13 protein-coding genes, 1 tRNA gene and 1 riboswitch are annotated in these 15,973 nt (G+C 43.6%); of the genes, 4 read left to right on the top strand and 10 right to left on the bottom strand.

The genetic code is table 11. The features are described from left to right. Window positions 1–58 precede the first annotated feature (58 nt). From QVP35_RS00940 to QVP35_RS00930, 3 genes are read left to right on the top strand one after another with little or no spacing between them, the layout of a single operon-like run. Complete coding sequence (locus tag QVP35_RS00940; RefSeq protein WP_009291032.1) at window positions 59–1,855, top strand: DUF885 domain-containing protein; 1,797 nt, start codon at window positions 59–61, stop codon at window positions 1,853–1,855. Window positions 1,856–1,908: 53 nt separating this feature from the next. Continuing rightward, window positions 1,909–3,576 (top strand): phosphoenolpyruvate carboxykinase (ATP), encoded by a 1,668-nt coding sequence (locus QVP35_RS00935; protein ID WP_009291031.1) that lies wholly within the window; start codon window positions 1,909–1,911, stop codon window positions 3,574–3,576. Between the two features lie 20 nt (window positions 3,577–3,596). Then, entirely contained in the window at window positions 3,597–4,034 is a 438-nt protein-coding gene (locus QVP35_RS00930; RefSeq protein WP_006567972.1) for a MarR family winged helix-turn-helix transcriptional regulator, read from the top strand. Window positions 4,035–4,068: 34 nt separating this feature from the next. On the opposite strand, the gene QVP35_RS00925 is transcribed toward QVP35_RS00930, so the two are convergent. The 3 genes from QVP35_RS00925 to QVP35_RS00915 all read right to left on the bottom strand — a co-directional run bounded on the left by QVP35_RS00925 (window position 4,069) and on the right by QVP35_RS00915 (window position 9,622). After that, window positions 4,069–4,542, bottom strand: a complete 474-nt coding sequence (locus QVP35_RS00925; RefSeq protein ID WP_006567973.1) for a nucleoside recognition domain-containing protein — start codon at window positions 4,540–4,542, stop codon at window positions 4,069–4,071. A gap of 196 nt (window positions 4,543–4,738) precedes the next feature. Continuing rightward, window positions 4,739–8,818: an MSCRAMM family protein gene (locus QVP35_RS00920; protein ID WP_022260688.1), complete on the bottom strand. Its 4,080-nt coding sequence runs from the start codon at window positions 8,816–8,818 to the stop codon at window positions 4,739–4,741. 81 nt (window positions 8,819–8,899) lie between these two features. Then, window positions 8,900–8,992, bottom strand: a riboswitch (cyclic di-GMP riboswitch). 48 nt (window positions 8,993–9,040) lie between these two features. Next, window positions 9,041–9,622, bottom strand: coding sequence for a hypothetical protein (locus QVP35_RS00915; protein WP_006567975.1), 582 nt, complete (start codon window positions 9,620–9,622; stop codon window positions 9,041–9,043). Window positions 9,623–9,763: 141 nt separating this feature from the next. Between QVP35_RS00915 and QVP35_RS00910 the strand changes: the two genes are divergently transcribed. Next, the gene (locus QVP35_RS00910) at window positions 9,764–10,027 is read left to right on the top strand and encodes an AbrB/MazE/SpoVT family DNA-binding domain-containing protein (protein ID WP_006567976.1); all 264 of its coding nucleotides are present in this window, start codon (window positions 9,764–9,766) and stop codon (window positions 10,025–10,027) included. Between the two features lie 60 nt (window positions 10,028–10,087). On the opposite strand, the gene rsmI is transcribed toward QVP35_RS00910, so the two are convergent. From rsmI to QVP35_RS00875, 7 genes are all read right to left on the bottom strand, one after another. Beyond that, window positions 10,088–10,936: a 16S rRNA (cytidine(1402)-2'-O)-methyltransferase gene (gene rsmI, locus QVP35_RS00905; protein ID WP_009291027.1), complete on the bottom strand. Its 849-nt coding sequence runs from the start codon at window positions 10,934–10,936 to the stop codon at window positions 10,088–10,090. Next, a complete protein-coding gene (locus QVP35_RS00900) occupies window positions 10,937–11,689 on the bottom strand; it encodes a tRNA1(Val) (adenine(37)-N6)-methyltransferase (protein WP_039930759.1) in 753 nt (250 codons plus the stop codon). Continuing rightward, a complete protein-coding gene (locus tag QVP35_RS00895; protein ID WP_009291025.1) occupies window positions 11,679–12,545 on the bottom strand; it encodes a PSP1 domain-containing protein in 867 nt (288 codons plus the stop codon). Before QVP35_RS00895 ends, QVP35_RS00900 begins: the two co-directional genes overlap by 11 nt. After that, window positions 12,539–13,531 (bottom strand): DNA polymerase III subunit delta', encoded by a 993-nt coding sequence (gene holB, locus QVP35_RS00890; RefSeq protein WP_022260686.1) that lies wholly within the window; start codon window positions 13,529–13,531, stop codon window positions 12,539–12,541. The genes QVP35_RS00895 and holB overlap by 7 nt, the downstream gene beginning before the upstream one ends. Window positions 13,532–13,569: 38 nt before the next feature. Continuing rightward, window positions 13,570–14,205, bottom strand: coding sequence for a dTMP kinase (gene tmk / locus QVP35_RS00885; RefSeq protein ID WP_022260685.1), 636 nt, complete (start codon window positions 14,203–14,205; stop codon window positions 13,570–13,572). A 1-nt stretch (window position 14,206) separates the two neighbouring features. Then, the gene (locus tag QVP35_RS00880; RefSeq protein WP_009291023.1) at window positions 14,207–15,586 is read right to left on the bottom strand and encodes an aminotransferase class I/II-fold pyridoxal phosphate-dependent enzyme; all 1,380 of its coding nucleotides are present in this window, start codon (window positions 15,584–15,586) and stop codon (window positions 14,207–14,209) included. A 130-nt stretch (window positions 15,587–15,716) separates the two neighbouring features. Then, a tRNA-Phe gene (locus tag QVP35_RS00875) sits at window positions 15,717–15,789 on the bottom strand. Window positions 15,790–15,973: the final 184 nt, after the last annotated feature.

Here is a 15,973-nt window from a genome sequence, read left to right as displayed (position 1 = left end):
TTTTCCTTGAAAAAATAGTATAATAGTATCTAAGAGATTCTATTCAGAAAGGATTCTTATGCATAAATATACATATCGTAAGTTTCTTGCATTTACCATGGCTGTCATGGTGGCATTCACCGGCTGTTCCAAAGGATCGGACACCGGGAATCCCTCCACAGCGAAAGAATCAGAATCCACCAAAGACAAAGCATCGGACCGGCAGAAGTTTGACTCCTATTTGAACCAGCTTTTCAAGGAAGACGTCAATTCCAATACGGTCAATCTGCATTATACCCTTGCACATCCGGAACGCTACGGCATCAAAGCCAAAAAGGCCGATCTGGGCAGCATCGATTTAAAAGTCCTTGACCAGGCAGAAGCCCAATGTAAGAAGGAGATAAAAAAGCTTGAGAGTTTCAACTACAAAAAACTCTCCAAAAGCCAGAAGCAGTCTTATGATTATCTCATGGACTACTTTAAGCGCCAGCAAAAGCTCGCACCTTACCCCTATCTGCAGACGGTTTTAAGCCCTACTCTCGGCTCCCAGGCCCAGCTTCCGGTAACTTTGTGCGAATACCCTTTAAGAACCAGGGAAGATGTAGAAACCTACCTTTCTCTGCTCTCCAAAGTCGGTTCCTACTTCGACATGGTCATCCGCTACGAAAAGGAACAGGTCAAACGGGGATATTTCATGTCGGATGCGGATGCAGATGCCGTCTTAAAACAAATCAATGATTTCACCAGGGCTACCGACCATAATTACATGATCGAAGTATTCAACACAAACATCGATTCGGTTTCGGGCCTCAGCACCAACCAAAAGAGAAATTACCGGAAGGAAAACCGCCGCCTGATCTTAGAAGAAGTGATTCCGGCCTATGAGAATCTGTACAGTGATTTGAAAAATCTGAAAGGAAACGGAAAGAACAACCAGGGCTATGCCCATTTCAAAAATGGGAAGTCCTATTATTCTGCTCTGGCCTCCTATAAAACCGGCTCTGACAAGACCGTTCCTCAGATGATCAAGGCCACCGAAGCACACCTTCGTTACCTTCAAACAGAGATGACAGAGATCATAAAAGAAGATCCCTCCATCTACCATGCTTTTTTAGATTTGGATCTGAATAAATATTCAAGCAGAAAACCATCGAAAATTCTGTCACAGCTGAAGCAGAAAATAAAAGATAAGTATCCTGCAGCAGCCGAAGTGGAGTGTGACATCAAATATGTCCATTCTTCTCTGGAAGAAAACTCAAGCCCGGCTTTTTACATGATTCCTGCCATCGATGACTATAAGAAAAATGTCATTTACATCAATAAGGCGCAGACCGGCCAGGAATCCCTGTATCCGACGCTGGCTCATGAGGGCTATCCGGGACATTTGTATCAAACCACTTATTTCCACAGCAAAAAAGAACATCCGATCCGTTATATTCTGGATTATCCGGGATACAGCGAAGGCTGGGCCACCTACGTGGAGATGGACTCTTACAGTTACCTCGATATGAAGCAGGAACTTGAGCCATTAAAGAAGCTTCTGCCGGACAATTATCTGTACAATATGGCCTTAAGTGCCAGAGTGGATATGGGTGTTAACTATGAAGGATGGAGTGCTGACGAGGCAGTCAAATATATGCAGCAGTACGGAACCATCAGTACCTCCAGTATGAAAGCCCTTTACCGCTATGTCATCCAGAATCCGGCCAATTACTTATGCTACTACATCGGTTATCTGGAGTTCATGGAATTAAAAGATTATTATAAAGAGAAATCTGGAAATGCTTATGATGAAAAAGTTTTTCATAAAATCATATTAGATGCCGGACCTAACAGCTTTCGTATACTCAGACAGCGCATCGACGAAAACCTGTAAATCCGGGTACGATCTTTGTACCTGCAAAACACATAAGTTTAGGAGGAAAGATTATGTCAACAAAAGCACGCTACACCCATGACGAAATTGGAAAAGGAAAACCGGGATTCTCAAAGACCCGCTCCATCATTGAGGCCGCATTTTACGGCAACAACGTCATTGAGGTTGTAAACCTGAAGCAGGCATATGAGCTTGCTAAAAATTCTCCGGGAACCATTGTTACCGACATGCCGGTCTACCGCGGAGAAGAGTTCGGCCTGAAAAAAGACACAAAAGTTCTGCTGTTCAACGACGGCTCCGTTACCGGACGCTGTGCGGCAGCCAGAAGGATCGCGGGAAGTCCGAACGTGGATACTAACGATCTGGATTTAAAAGTGATGGATGCGATCTACGATACACGCAAAAAGACCATGTACCACGCAGAAGTCTATATCGGCTTAGACCCTGAATTTATGGTTAAGGCACATCTTCTGATTCCGGAGGGAGAGGAAAACATCCTGTACTCCTGGATGCTGAACTTCCAGTATGAGTCTGATGAATACAATAAAATGTATAAAAAGTCCCGTGCCATCGGCAGCGAGTCTGATATTTATATTTTCTCTGATCCTCAATGGAGCCATCCGGAACATCCGCTTGGGCTTACTTACTTCAACACCCAGACCAACTGTGCAGCTTTGCTTGGAATGCGCTATTTTGGAGAACATAAGAAAGGTACTCTTACCATCGCCTGGGCGATTGCCAATAGAAACGGCTACGCTTCCTGCCACGGCGGACAGAAAGAATATCGTTTAAGTCCGAACCACAGTTATGTTGCATCTTTCTTTGGCCTGTCCGGTTCAGGAAAATCAACACTGACTCACGCCGTACACAATAATAAATATGATATCACCGTCCTCCACGACGATGCCTTTATCATCAACACCGAAACCGGCTCTTCCATCGCTATGGAGCCTACTTATTTTGACAAGACCTCAGACTACCCGACCGGGTGCGAAGACAACAGGTATCTCCTCACAGCACAGAACTGTTCTGCCACGAGAGATGACAAAGGAGATGTTGTCCTTGTCACTGAAGACATCCGGAACGGCAACGGCCGGGCTATCAAGTCAAAACTCTGGTCTCCAAACCGTGTAGACAAGATTGAATCTCCAGTTAACGGCATTTTCTGGATTATGAAAGATCCTACCATTCCGCCGATCATCAAAGTCAACGGTTCACATTTGGCTGCAGTCATGGGCGCTACCCTCGCCACAAAGCGTACTAACGCAGAACGCCTGGCGCCTGGAGTAGACCCGAACCGTCTGGTCGTGGAACCATATGCAAACCCGTTCCGTACTTATCCTCTTGTGGATGATTACAACAAGTTCCGTTCCCTTGTAAAGGACCGCCATGTAGAATGTTATATCTTAAATACCGGCGACTTTATGGGCAAGGATATCACTCCTGGTGTTACTTTGTCTGTATTAGAACAGATCGTTGAGGGCAATGCCCAATTAAAACCTTGGGGACCGTTCAGCAACATGGAAACGATCGAAGTGGAAGGATATGTCCCTGATTTTGATGATGAGACTTATGTCAATACCCTGAAAGCAAGAATGACAGAACGTCTGAACTTCATCTTTGAAAAGGATACACAGGACGGCGGATACAATGCTCTTCCTACTGAGGCAAAAGAGGCTCTGGCTAAAGTAATCAGCGAAGCGCACAACCATGTAAAATAAAAGTGAGGTGAATTCTTACCGTGACCAAAGAGCAGCTGAATGACATTGTGGTAAACCTTTTCCATGAAATATCTTATCAGGAGGAAAAGGCGGTCATCACAGAGGAGTTCAAAGACATTTCCAACAAAGAACTGCATATCATCGACGCGATCGGAACCGGCAGTCCGAAGAATATGTCTTCCATCGCAAAGGCCCTGAACATCACGGTAGGTACGCTGACCATCGCCATAAACAGTCTTTTAAAAAAAGGCTATGTAATCCGCAGGCGCGGAGAGCAGGACCGCAGAATCGTTTATATATCCCTCTCTGACAAAGGAAAGGAAGCCTTTGACCATCACAGTCAGTTTCACCGCGCGATGCTTGAAGATGTACTTTCCCGATTAGACGAAGAGGAAGAACGCCTTCTGATACGGATCATGGAATATTTCCGGGATTACTATGAGACAAAAAACAATTAAAAACGGGGGCTGGAAATCTTTCCAGCCCCCGTTTTTAATGCATCCCGGTGAGAAATACACTGGCCATTACTCCTGCGAAGGTTGCCAGAAGAGCACCTGCCAGGGTGTATCTGGTCTTTTTGATATGTACGGCCGAGAAATAGATAGACATTGTATAAAAACATGTCTCGGTAGAACTTAAAATAATTGATGACATGACTCCCTGAGCTGAGTCAGGGCCAAAGTTCTTAAAAATATCCAAAAGGAATCCAGTAGCTGCCGAAGATGAAAACAGCTTTGCAAAGATTACCGGAAGCACGTCCTTGGGAATCTTTAAAAGCTGTCCCACCGGACTCAATACGGATACAAGAAGATCCAGCGCTCCGGACGTCCTGAAAATCTGCACAGCTAAAAACAGTGCAATCAGGGTAGGGGCAATTTCCATGACTACCTTAAATCCATCCTGGACTCCTTCCAGAAACGGCTGATACATTTCTTTTTTTGAAATCATTCCATACAAAAGTATCATGAATAAAATTAAAGGGATAATAATGCCGGACAGCGAAACAATCACAGTCACACCCGCCTTATTACTTTATATTACAATATATACATGCATCCTCGTCCTATATGCCAAAAACAGGTAAGATTGATAGAACTCATTATAATAAAAAAGGATACCAGAAACAAATCGTGCTTTCCTGGTATCCTTAGATTATTTTTGGTTACTTCTTATATTTTTTTCTGAGAAGCAGCAGTACGGCACCTGCCGCACACACAGCCACTATGGCGTAAACAGCTGTATGTGAACTGTCTCCGGTTCTGGAAACCCTTGATTCAGTCACCGATTTGCTGGAAGCTTCAGAAGTTTTGACAGTTTCACTGTCCTCTCTGTAGTAAGAATCTTCATCCTCAGGTTCTTCATATGTTGTCGTGGTTGTTGTCTCACTTGTGCTAGATTCTTCTTCATCATCTCCACCGTAATATGGATCTTCCGGTGAAGGCTCATCATACATTTCCACAGTCTGCAGTTCTCCCCCTGCATTCACTGTAAACCTCACATCCTCTGCAAGTTCGTAGCCAAACGGTGCTTCTGTCTCCCTTAAAATATATTCTTCTCCGGGAATAAGCTTTCCTGTGACCGCGTGTGCCTCCTCTTCAGATGTCCACTCTTCAACGATCAATTCTGATCCGTCTTCCTGAATCTGAATGATCTGAAGCTCAGCTCCTGCCAGCGCTTTCTTCGTCGCTGCATCCAGCTTGATGACAGAAACTTTTGTAGGTACATTTTCAGCTTCGACAACTACCGGTGTCTCTGCTGCCTGATCGTTAATTCTGAATTCATATTTGGTCTCCGCATCCAGATTGTAGCCTTCCGGCGCTTTTGTTTCCTGGAAATAATAAGTTCCGAGCCTCAGATAGTCAAATCTGATCTGACCCTGTGCATCGGTCTTAAGTCCCTGAGCCACTAACTCTCCGTCTGCCTTGTACAGGCTGAATTCTGCTCCTTCAAGAGTCTGGGCGTCTTCGCTGCTCACCTTTTTAAGGAGAACGGAACCTCGTTTTGCTTCATTTGTAATTGTAAAACCAAAGTTCAGAGTTCCATTTTCATCTAATGAGAAAGTGTAGTCTCTTCCGTCAAACTGAACCTGTACTCTGTCGGATTCTTTCTCCCCGATCACTAGTTTGTGCTCCGCTGCGTCCAGTACATAATCGTTCAGAGCCTTTGTCTCTTTCAGATAATAGGTGTTGCCGTATTTTAATCCTGCATCGAAAGCAATCCTTCCCTTGTTATCTGTTTTCATAACACTTCCAACTTCATTCTTATTATGGTCATAAAGCTGAAATTCAACATTTTCCAAGGGAGCATTATCTTCTGCATCTGTTTTGTTTAAGATAAAACGAATGTTATCACCTGTCAGGCCGCTGTTCATTCCGCTTAATATCAATGGGACACTGCCGCTGGTTACCTTGGTCTCTTTGGCACTCGCATCAAAGGTAACGGTGTTTTTAATATTTCCTGTGGCAGATGTGACATCTGTGATAAATAAGACTTTAAACTGGTGAGTTAAATCCAGTCCATCCGGGAATGTAAACACAATCTTACCTGAAACATCATCATAATCTGAATCCATTCCGGAAATCTCTTTATTGTTTGCCGTCACATCGATCAGCTTTACAGATCCCTCTCTGTAAGTCAGCCCCGGCTGAAGCTGATCTGTAATTTCGGCCTTCTGTTTCGTAATTACCGCATGGTTTTTATTTACATTTACGGTCCACTCTACATAATTTCCTTTTTTATAAGAAGTGGTTTTTTCTACATCTGGCGTATAGCTTACATTTACTTCAGCTTTTGCTGTCAGCTCTGTTTTAAACTCGTCTGCCCGTACACTCACTTCATTGACTGCACTTACCTTTTCTGGTTTTGTCTCAGCCTTTGTCTCATCGGTAACGGTACTCAGTGTCATGTCATTTTTGTCTGTCGGAAGCATTTGTTCCGGGAAGTAAATAATGATACTATCACCGCTGACCTCATAGTAAGGCTGATCTGCACTCTTCTCTGTCCCAAGAACTTTATCTCCGTATTTAAGGCTTCCCTCTACGAGTCTGTGGCCTTCCGGAAGCTTCTCTGTGACAACCATGTTATGAATGTAAATGCCCTTTGACCTGAGCCAGATCGTCCAGTTGAATTCATCTTTGCTGCTGTTATAACTTCCCTTCTTGGAAACGAAAGTCTGGATATTTACAGAACCTGTTCCCGTAATATCCTGTTTGTTACCATCCCATTCGAGAAACACATGGTTTTTAAAAGAAACAGCCGGTGAGTTCCCATTTGCATTCTGAGTGAACTGAAGGGCTCCGCCCTTAATCCTTGTTGTATATGTGATCGTGCATTTGTTTTTTCCAAGATCCTTTATAGTAAAAATTAATTCGTTTCCATTTACCTGCACATTTTTTTCATTCTTGCCCTTATAATTAGCATTAAAAGATCCGGCAATGTATTCAAGCCCTTCCGGAAGCACATCTTTAAACTGAATGTCTCCATTCACTGTTTTGGTTGGATTGTTATTGACAGTGACTGTCCATTTTATGGTATTGTCATCTTCAACTCTTGCAAAGGCTCCTGACTTTGTAAGTCCCAGCTTTCCTTTCTGATATCCGCTTCCCCAGCTGGAATCCTCATAATCAGAAATGCTTACATGGTTTCCAACCGTCATGACTGCAGTATTTCTTACACTTCCTTTTTTTACAGCCGCCTCGGTATCCAGCCAGATCTTATAATTGACATAGACAAAGTTATTGTTGTACTTTGGATCAAGTGTTACTTTAAATTCTCGTGTTGCCGTATCATACGTATATTCATTTTCACCCGGTGTACTTCCTGCTGCCTTTGTAAGTTTCACTGCATTGCCGCTGCCATATTTCACTGTGAGCTGTCCTTCTGTCTCCATCAGTGAGGTTCCTTCTGGAAGCTTATCTGTAAATGTAACCGGCAGTTCTCTGCCCGCTGTATCGTACCAACCTTTCAGCTGAAAGCCAAGATACGGCTTCTTTGCATCGTCATCATATCCTATATTATTGGATGCATTTTTATCTTTCCAAAATGCATATCTTACCACCCGGACTGAAGCATCGGCTGAAGCTTCACCTTTACTGTCCCCTGTCTTAATTGTTACAGTATTAGCTGCAATGGCAGACATATCTTTTGCACCATTGGACTTATAATCTGATTCAAAAAATTCATCCGTAAGCTTTGTTTTGTAAGTTAATGTATGGGAACCATTGCTGATCTTTCCGAACTTATAGTTCCATCCATTGTCAGTTAGTTCCGGATCGGCAGTTTTTGTTCCGTCTAACTCCACGGAACCTTTTACAAAGACTTGTTTTTTATCAAACGTATCTATCAGGGTGTATCCTTCCAGATTATTGTCTCCCTTATCCGGTGTGGCAATGACCGTCCATGTGATGGTCTGGTCTTCTCTGTTCAGCGTTCCCTTTTTCGCTACTTCAGGGCTTTTCTTTTCCACTTCCGGTTTAAAGTCAGTCTGATACTCCTGCCCGAATCCCTCAAGTTGTCCCAGATCGAAAATAATTGTCTCTTCTTTTAACTGATCTGCGTCCACGCTGCAGCTAATCTCCATGAACCCTTCAATATTAGATTGAGTCAGCGTTTTTGGAAATTTTACTGTGATGGTTGCATTGTTGTTTACGGTCCAGTTCGGAACTTCCTCTACAGCGCCTGCCTGTTGCTTATTTAATTTCTGCGCAGCGCCGCTGAGACCATCTAACTGGAACACGTTCGGCATTTTCAGAATATAAGTGGATCCTCCCTGAATGGTTTCCTTATTCGGAATTTTGAACTCATATCTGATGATCACATTGCTGTCTTTTGTGACAGGATGAGACTCCGTGAACGGATTTCCTAAATGGTCTGTAAATGCAAATTTAGTTAAGTATTTGGTGAAATCGCCGTTTGTCACCACAGGATCTGATCCCTGTTTTACGGACTTTACGGCTGTTTTTTTCTGAATTGCTGTGACAGATGCAGTGCTCTCGGCCTTTGCGGCTTCTGTATTACTCTCTGTTGCGGCCTTTTGCTCTGTTGTGACAGATTCTGTGGCCATTGCAGCTGTTTCCTCAGTTGCTAAAGAAGCCTCTGTTGTAGAAGTGATCTGTTCTGATGCAGTTTCTGTTTCCGCCTCCTGTGCATGGACATTGGTGAACGCACCATTCCCTGCGATAAATGATATCGTCAGCACAAAAGCCGCAAGAACTGCAAGACTTTTTCTTACCTTTTTACTCATTTTCATACCCCCATTTATTATTTGAAACAAAAAAGACTGAGTATCCAACGGATTCTCAATCTACACATAAATAATAATTTATGAGGCAGCTGGCTGGCACGATCATACTCCCTATACGATATAGCCCCTTTAGCTTTGCGTCACTGCCTTTCGGCAGCTTTGCCTATTTATTTTACTCTTTCTAAACCTATATTCTCATCATATACAAATTGTCTCTAAAAATCAAGTGCTTTTCTGAAATTTCTCGATGATCTTTGCAAAGAGAATTCCTACGATCGTGGAACAAAAGGTTGCAACAATGGCCGGCGCAACAATCGCGGTCGGATTCACACTTCCGTACTGGCTTCGGAATACGATGATGTTGACCGGAATCAGCTGTAAAGATGAAATGTTAAGAATCAGAAACATACACATTTCCCTGGTGGCGACACCTTTGTGCGGATTGATCCTGTCAAGGGCCTTCATTGCCTTGATCCCTGACGGTGTTGCGGCCCATCCAAGTCCCAGAAGATTAGCCACGATATTCGTGCTGATGTATTCCTTTGCCTCCTTATCCCTCAACCTCGGAAACAGAAGCTTTAAAAAGGGCGCTATGAGTCTCTCAAGCTTTTTTACAAGGCCTAAGGAGACTGCAACGTTCATAATCCCGGACCATACCCCCACGACCCCGAACATCAGGATACAGAGTTGTACAGCTTCCTTAGAAGAATCCAGAATCGTGTCTGATACGGCATTCAGATTACCGTTTATACTTCCTATTAATATACCTGCTAAGATTAAAATACTCCATATATAATTGATCAAAGAAAAACTCCTTTTTCGTTCTTAGTGTATCCTATTCTTTTCCCCATAAGAATATGCTTCAAAGCCCGGATTTGACAAGCTTTGTGAGGTATGATATTGTTAGGTATAGTAGTTTACTAATTTGCAAGGAGGGAAGCGAATATGAAGAGTACAGGTATTGTAAGAAAGCTTGATGAGCTGGGACGTATTACTTTACCAATTGAGTTAAGACGTAATCTGGATGTGAATGAGAGGGATCCCCTTGAGATCTTCGTTGACGAAGATACGATCATATTGAAAAAGTACAATCCAGCAGACATCTTTACTGGCGAAATGGATGATCTCGTTGAGTACAAAGGCAAGAAAGTGTCAAAAAGTTCTATCATTGAATTGGCGAAACTTGCTGGTTTAAATGTTGCAGAATAAAGCAGTGGGATATAGTGAAAGGACATATGCTGGATGATATGTCCTTTTTTTGATGTTATTTTATTTCTTATACCGGAGAAGCTCCTGATAAATATCTCTTTTTCCTACTCCGCGGTCTTTGGCCACCAGTTTCATAGCCTCTTTTTGTGAGAGGCCTTTCCCTAAATAGCGTTCCATATGCTCCATCAAATCGAGTTCCTGAAACTGCTCCTGGCTCTCCTTTTTCAGTTCCTCCAATGTTCTTCCCTGAATGATCAGAACACACTCACCCTTTGCCGGATGTTCGGTATAATAGGAGATGACCTCTTCCATCTCAGAAACAAATACCGTTTCATGCTTCTTTGTCAGTTCCCTGCAGACCGTCATTTTCCTATTCCCCATCGTGCTGTAAAGTTCCTCCAAAGTCTTTAACAGCCTGTGGGGAGCCTCATACAAAATAATCGTCCGTGTTTCATCCTTCAGCTGTTCTAAGATCATGACGCGCTCTTTTTTATCTGGCGGCAGAAATGCTTCAAAACAGAATCTTCTGGTTGGCTGCCCTGAAATAATCAGTCCATTGATCAGGGCACATGCACCCGGCAGGGACGTTACCTGAATGCCGTTTTCATGACACTGTCTCACCAGTTCTTCTCCCGGATCTGAAATGCCCGGTGTTCCTGCATCCGTAATCAGTGCAATGTTTTTTCCATCCTCCAGAAGCTTTACAAGATAACGGGCTTTTTCTACACGGTTGTACTCGTGATAGCTCGTCATCTTTGTCTTAATATCAAAGTGATTTAAAAGCTTAATGCTGTGCCGTGTGTCTTCCGCAGCGATCAAATCTACAGCTTTTAACGTTTCCAGTGTCCGGAATGTAATGTCCTCCAGATTGCCGATAGGCGTTGCACATAAATATAATTTCCCTGCCATTTAAACCTCCTCTGGTTTCCATCCATAAATTTTATAAATTTCTTCCGTATACTGTCCGGGCTTTTCATAGATGATCAAAGGCGGTTCGACCTTCATCCTGGACTTCCCTCCTTTTACTGCTTCCAGCAAAAAAATATTGGATTCTTTTTCCCTGTAAGGATAAACAAACCGGATTCTTTTGGGCTCCAGTCCGTCATTGCTCAAACAGTTAAGGATCTCAGAAAGACGATAGCTTCTGTGAACCAAAAACAAACTTCCGCTGTGTTTTAAAAGGACTCTGGCAGCACCGGAAATATCCCGGAATCTGCACAGGATCTCATGTCTTGCAATGGCTTTCACATCATTTGAATTCCTGAAGCCATGATCATGCACCATATAAGGCGGATTTGAAGTAATGACATCAAAGCTGTCATGTGAAAAAATCGCAGAAGCCTTCGTAATATCACCTTCTACGATCTCTATCTTTTCTTCCAGCCCGTTTAATGCAGCACTTCTTGCTGCCATCTCGGCCATCTCACTCTGGATTTCCAGCCCGGTAAAATGTCTTCCGGGCGTCTTGGCTTCCATGAGGATCGGAAGAATCCCAGTTCCTGTGCCAAGATCCAGCACATTACCGTTTTTCTTCACTTTGACAAAAGAGGACAGTAGAACCGCGTCCATTCCAAAACAGAAACCGTCTTTTTTCTGGATGATCTGATATCCCTTTATACCCAGATCATCCAATCGCTCTCCGTCTCCAAGTTTAGCTCTCATGATTCTTGTGGCTGCCCTTTCCCCGTCTTTTTCTCGCATTTTTCGGATGATAATTCAAATCATCCAGCTTGTACTCCACGATTTCCTTATCGCCGTTGTCATCTTCTACGATCAGCTTCACATTTTGTCTGAGTATATTGACCCGCTGCACTTCGCCAGTGCGGCCGTCCGATGTTTTCACTGCATCTCCGATGTTCGGCAGTTTCTTGTTCAGGTATTCGTATGTCTCCTGCTCATTTTTCAGACAGCACATCAGTCGCCCGCAGACCCCTGAAATCTTAGTGGGATTCAGAGACAGGCTCTGTTCCTTTGCCATCTTAATGGAGACCGGAATGAATTCCGACAGATAAGAACTGCAGCACAGTGCCCGTCCGCAGATTCCAATCCCGCCGAGCATCTTTGCCTCATCTCTCACACCGATCTGGCGCAGTTCGATTCTTGTTCTGAAAATAGATGCCAGGTCTTTCACCAATTCACGAAAATCCACACGGCCGTCCGCGGTAAAGTAAAACAGGACTTTATTGTTGTCAAACGTATACTCGGTAGCTACCAGTTTCATCTCCAGTTTGTGCTCCCGGATCTTCTGTGAACAGATAGAGAAAGCTTCCTTCTCTTTCTTCAGATTTTCCAGTGCTGCATCTTTATCTTCTCTGGTTGCAATCCGAAGAACCGGTTTTAACTCGTCAGAGACGGCTTCCTTGTCCACTTTCTTTTTGTCCGTTACAACTCTGCCGTATTCCACGCCGCGGGCAGTTTCCACAATCACATGGTCTCCCTGTTTTATGTCAAACTTTTTTGGATCAAAAAAATATACTTTCCCGGCAGTACGGAACCGCACTCCAACTACTTCTACCATACCTTTCCATTCTCCTTCATCGTTAGAAGCAACATTTCCATCGTCACTTCAAAATTCACGTTCGCATTCAAGCGTACTCTGGCCTTCTGAATCTCGTCCATGATGTGGGTAAGTCCTTCAAATGTAATATATATTTCCTGCTCTTTGAGCTGGCGGTACTTGTCCTTGAAAATCAGAAGATTCACAGATCCCGTTGTCTTGAGGATCAGCATATCCCTGTACCAGTCTGTCATAATATCAAGAAAATCATAAATCTGTTCTTTATATTTTGTCAATGTCTTTAAATAAGAAATCATCTCATGAAGTTCAATATGATGTATATAACCAAGCATTCCCAACGCTTCATTCAGCATCTCGTGGAACTCTTTAGTCTCAGCCACATGGACAGCCTTTCCAAGGTTACCCAGTGAGAATGATACTGCAAACTCAATCATATCCTCATCTGCCTGAGTATGTTCCTTCAGGTAATCCCTGATCTGATCTTCCGGGACAGTTCCCAGAGACATACATACACATCTGGACAATATTGTCTCCAGCAGACGGTCTTTGTTGTTTGTAAGAAGCAGGATCACTGCATACTCCGGCGGTTCTTCCAGCGTCTTTAACAGTGCATTCTGAGCCCCTACATTCATACGGTCTGCATCGTCCACAATATATATTTTATAATTGCTGCTGTACGGCTTAATGTCTATGGTCTCATTGATCCCCTGTCTGATCTCATCTACGCGGATCTCGTATTTTTCATGTGTTATATAGATCAGATCCGGATGGTTTCCCGTATCCGCCTGACGGCACGGCGTACATTGTCCGCACCCCTCATGTTTCTCACAGAGCAGCGCTTTCGCAAAGGCTTTTGCCAATGTCATCTTTCCTGATCCGTCTTCTCCATTCAGTAAATATGCATGTGAAATCTGTCCGGTCTGAATGGCTTCTTCAAAATGCTGTATGATCTTCTTATGTCCAACCACGTTATCAAAACTCTTCATCTCATCCTCTTCCATCCCTATGAAATCAATCCCCTGCCTTACGTCTGTTTTGTCTCTCTCGTCAGGGCATCATCAACTGCTACTTTTATCTGACGGTGAATTTCCTCAATGGAGTTTCTCCCGTCTATTTTAACCATTCTGTTTTTATCTCTTTCGGCTAACAGCCTGTATCCTTCCACCACTTTCCTGTGAAATTCCAGCTTTTCTGATTCCATACGGTCCAGCTCTGCCTGCTGTTTCTTCCTTCCGATGCCGGTCTCTGCATCCACATCAAGCAGGAGCGTTATATCCGGCATAGTATTTCCCACTGCAAAACGGTTTACTTCATATACCAGATCAACACCCAGTCCCCTTGCAATTCCCTGATATACGGCCGAAGATTCTATGAAGCGGTCACAGATGACTACTTTTCCCTGGTCCAGAGCAGGCTGTATGACTTCCTCTACTAACTGGGCCCTGGCCGCAGCGTACAAAAGAAGTTCTGTCATATGTCCCATGTTTTTATAATCCCGGTTGAGGATCACTTCACGGATCGCTTCGCTTATAACCGTGCCTCCCGGTTCCCTGCATACTATTATATCATACCCCTTCTGCAATAAGTAGACTCTTAATAAATCAATCTGTGTCGATTTTCCGGCACCGTCCGGCCCTTCCATCGTTATAAATATTCCCATCTCAAACCCTTTCATCCACTATGTAAATCCGGCCTTCTGACAGACCGAGCAAATTCATCTTCTGTTCCCGGTACTCCTTCATTTTCTGCACTATTTCCTCTGAAATTCTCTCTCCCGGCACCGCCAGCGGTATACCCGGAGGATATAAAAATATAAATTCCGCACTGAGCTCTCCGACCGCTTCGTACGGAGACACCAGCTTCCTGCCCCTGATCTTTGCCTCATAAGGCGTCATAACCTGCTCAGCAGCCGGAATAACAGCCTGTCCCGGATTTGGGACATGGTACAGGCTTTCATCTGTCTCCAGAAAAGCCTCACACAATTTACCTAACGCCTCTTTTGTATCACAAATACTCGTCATAGCCGTGACATAGGATATTTCGGACATCTCCAGCTCGATCCCATATTCACTCCTCAAAATATGAAACAGCTCTTTGCCGGTAATCTTTGTATCTCCGGTCAAAACAACGATTTTCCCCGGATCATCTGTCCTTAAGAGCTTCAGATTTCTCATATGTTTAAGTCTGGCCCGGATATCCATTAGATTCTGAACATAGTCATCAAACAAGTCCGGCCTGTCTGCACATTTCCTGACACAGTAATCAATACTTGCCATCAAAATATAAGACGGACTGCTGCTCTGAAACGTAGATAAAGCCTGCTGAATCTCCCTGGTGCCTATCCTGGAACTGCATATGTGCAGAAGTCCGGTCTGAGTAAGGGAAGGCAGTGTCTTGTGCAGACTCTGGATCACTGCGTCTGCTCCCTGAGATACCGCACTCTCGGGAAATCCACTGTGAAATACAAAATGTGCTCCGTGAGCTTCATCCACGATCAGGGGAATCCCCTCTTCATGAAGAACCTCGGCAATCTGCCTGATATCAGACACGATCCCTTCATAAGTGGGAGAAACGATAACAGCGGCTTTAATGCCTTTTTCCCTGTTCAGGATGTCCTGCACCTGGCTTCTGGTAATCCCCATACAAATATTCTGCTCTATTTTGGGATATAAATAAACCGGCCTTAATCCAAGCATGGAAATTGCATGATATACGGACTTGTGACAATTCCTGCTGATAAGAATCTTATCCCCCAGCCGACAGGACGCAGTCACAGAAGCTAAAATACCTCCGGTGGTGCTGTTGATCAGAAAATAACTTTCCTTACTTCCATATATATGTTTGATATACTCCATTGATTCTTTAATCATCCCTTCCGGATGATGCAGGTCGTCATAGCCGCTGATCTCTGTAGTGTCAAGCGCAAACAGAGATCCCTCTCTCATAATGTCCTGTTTCTTCCTTTTGTGCCCAGGCATATGAAACGGATACAATCCTTCTTTATCTAATTGTCTTAATTTTTCAAAAATAGGATATTTCATAAATTATTATTAAGCCTCATTTTATCCTATTTTATCATACACACCGTGGATATTCCAAGACATTTTAAGGAGTAGCACAGTCTTTTGTGAAAAACGAAAAAAGCCCTGATATAAATCAGAACTTTTGGGATGCCCAGAGCCGGAATCGAACCAGCGACACGAGGATTTTCAGTCCTCTGCTCTACCGACTGAGCTATCTGGGCTTGGGTATTGATCTTTGTAGTCCGTGTGCCGAACTCAGAATCAAAGATTCTTCGTTCACGGTGTTTCCGCCTATAAAATATAAAAAATAAATAATTCTGACCATAAATGCTCAGCCTTATTTATTTTTATATTTTGCACACTCAAATGCAAATGGAAGTTGCGGGGGCCGGATTTGAACCAACG

The organism is Anaerostipes sp. CAG:276, from assembly GCF_000432215.1.
GTDB classification, from domain to species: Bacteria; Bacillota; Clostridia; order Lachnospirales; family Lachnospiraceae; genus Anaerostipes; species Anaerostipes caccae.
Note: the sequence above shows the minus strand (reverse complement) of the source record. Positions and strands in the feature narration are given on the sequence as shown.

What these genes read in the sequence shown, in the direction of transcription:
- QVP35_RS00895 (WP_009291025.1), bottom strand. Translation starts at nt 12,545, where the DNA reads ATGGTAGAAGTAGTTGGAGTGCGGTTCCGTACTGCCGGGAAAGTATAT.
- QVP35_RS00900 (WP_039930759.1), bottom strand. Translation starts at nt 11,689, where the DNA reads ATGAGAGCTAAACTTGGAGACGGAGAGCGATTGGATGATCTGGGTATA.
- QVP35_RS00935 (WP_009291031.1), top strand. Translation starts at nt 1,909, where the DNA reads ATGTCAACAAAAGCACGCTACACCCATGACGAAATTGGAAAAGGAAAA.
- holB (WP_022260686.1), bottom strand. Translation starts at nt 13,531, where the DNA reads ATGAAGAGTTTTGATAACGTGGTTGGACATAAGAAGATCATACAGCAT.
- QVP35_RS00920 (WP_022260688.1), bottom strand. Translation starts at nt 8,818, where the DNA reads ATGAGTAAAAAGGTAAGAAAAAGTCTTGCAGTTCTTGCGGCTTTTGTG.
- QVP35_RS00880 (WP_009291023.1), bottom strand. Translation starts at nt 15,586, where the DNA reads ATGAAATATCCTATTTTTGAAAAATTAAGACAATTAGATAAAGAAGGA.
- rsmI (WP_009291027.1), bottom strand. Translation starts at nt 10,936, where the DNA reads ATGGCAGGGAAATTATATTTATGTGCAACGCCTATCGGCAATCTGGAG.
- tmk (WP_022260685.1), bottom strand. Translation starts at nt 14,205, where the DNA reads ATGGGAATATTTATAACGATGGAAGGGCCGGACGGTGCCGGAAAATCG.
- QVP35_RS00940 (WP_009291032.1), top strand. Translation starts at nt 59, where the DNA reads ATGCATAAATATACATATCGTAAGTTTCTTGCATTTACCATGGCTGTC.
- QVP35_RS00910 (WP_006567976.1), top strand. Translation starts at nt 9,764, where the DNA reads ATGAAGAGTACAGGTATTGTAAGAAAGCTTGATGAGCTGGGACGTATT.
- QVP35_RS00925 (WP_006567973.1), bottom strand. Translation starts at nt 4,542, where the DNA reads ATGATACTTTTGTATGGAATGATTTCAAAAAAAGAAATGTATCAGCCG.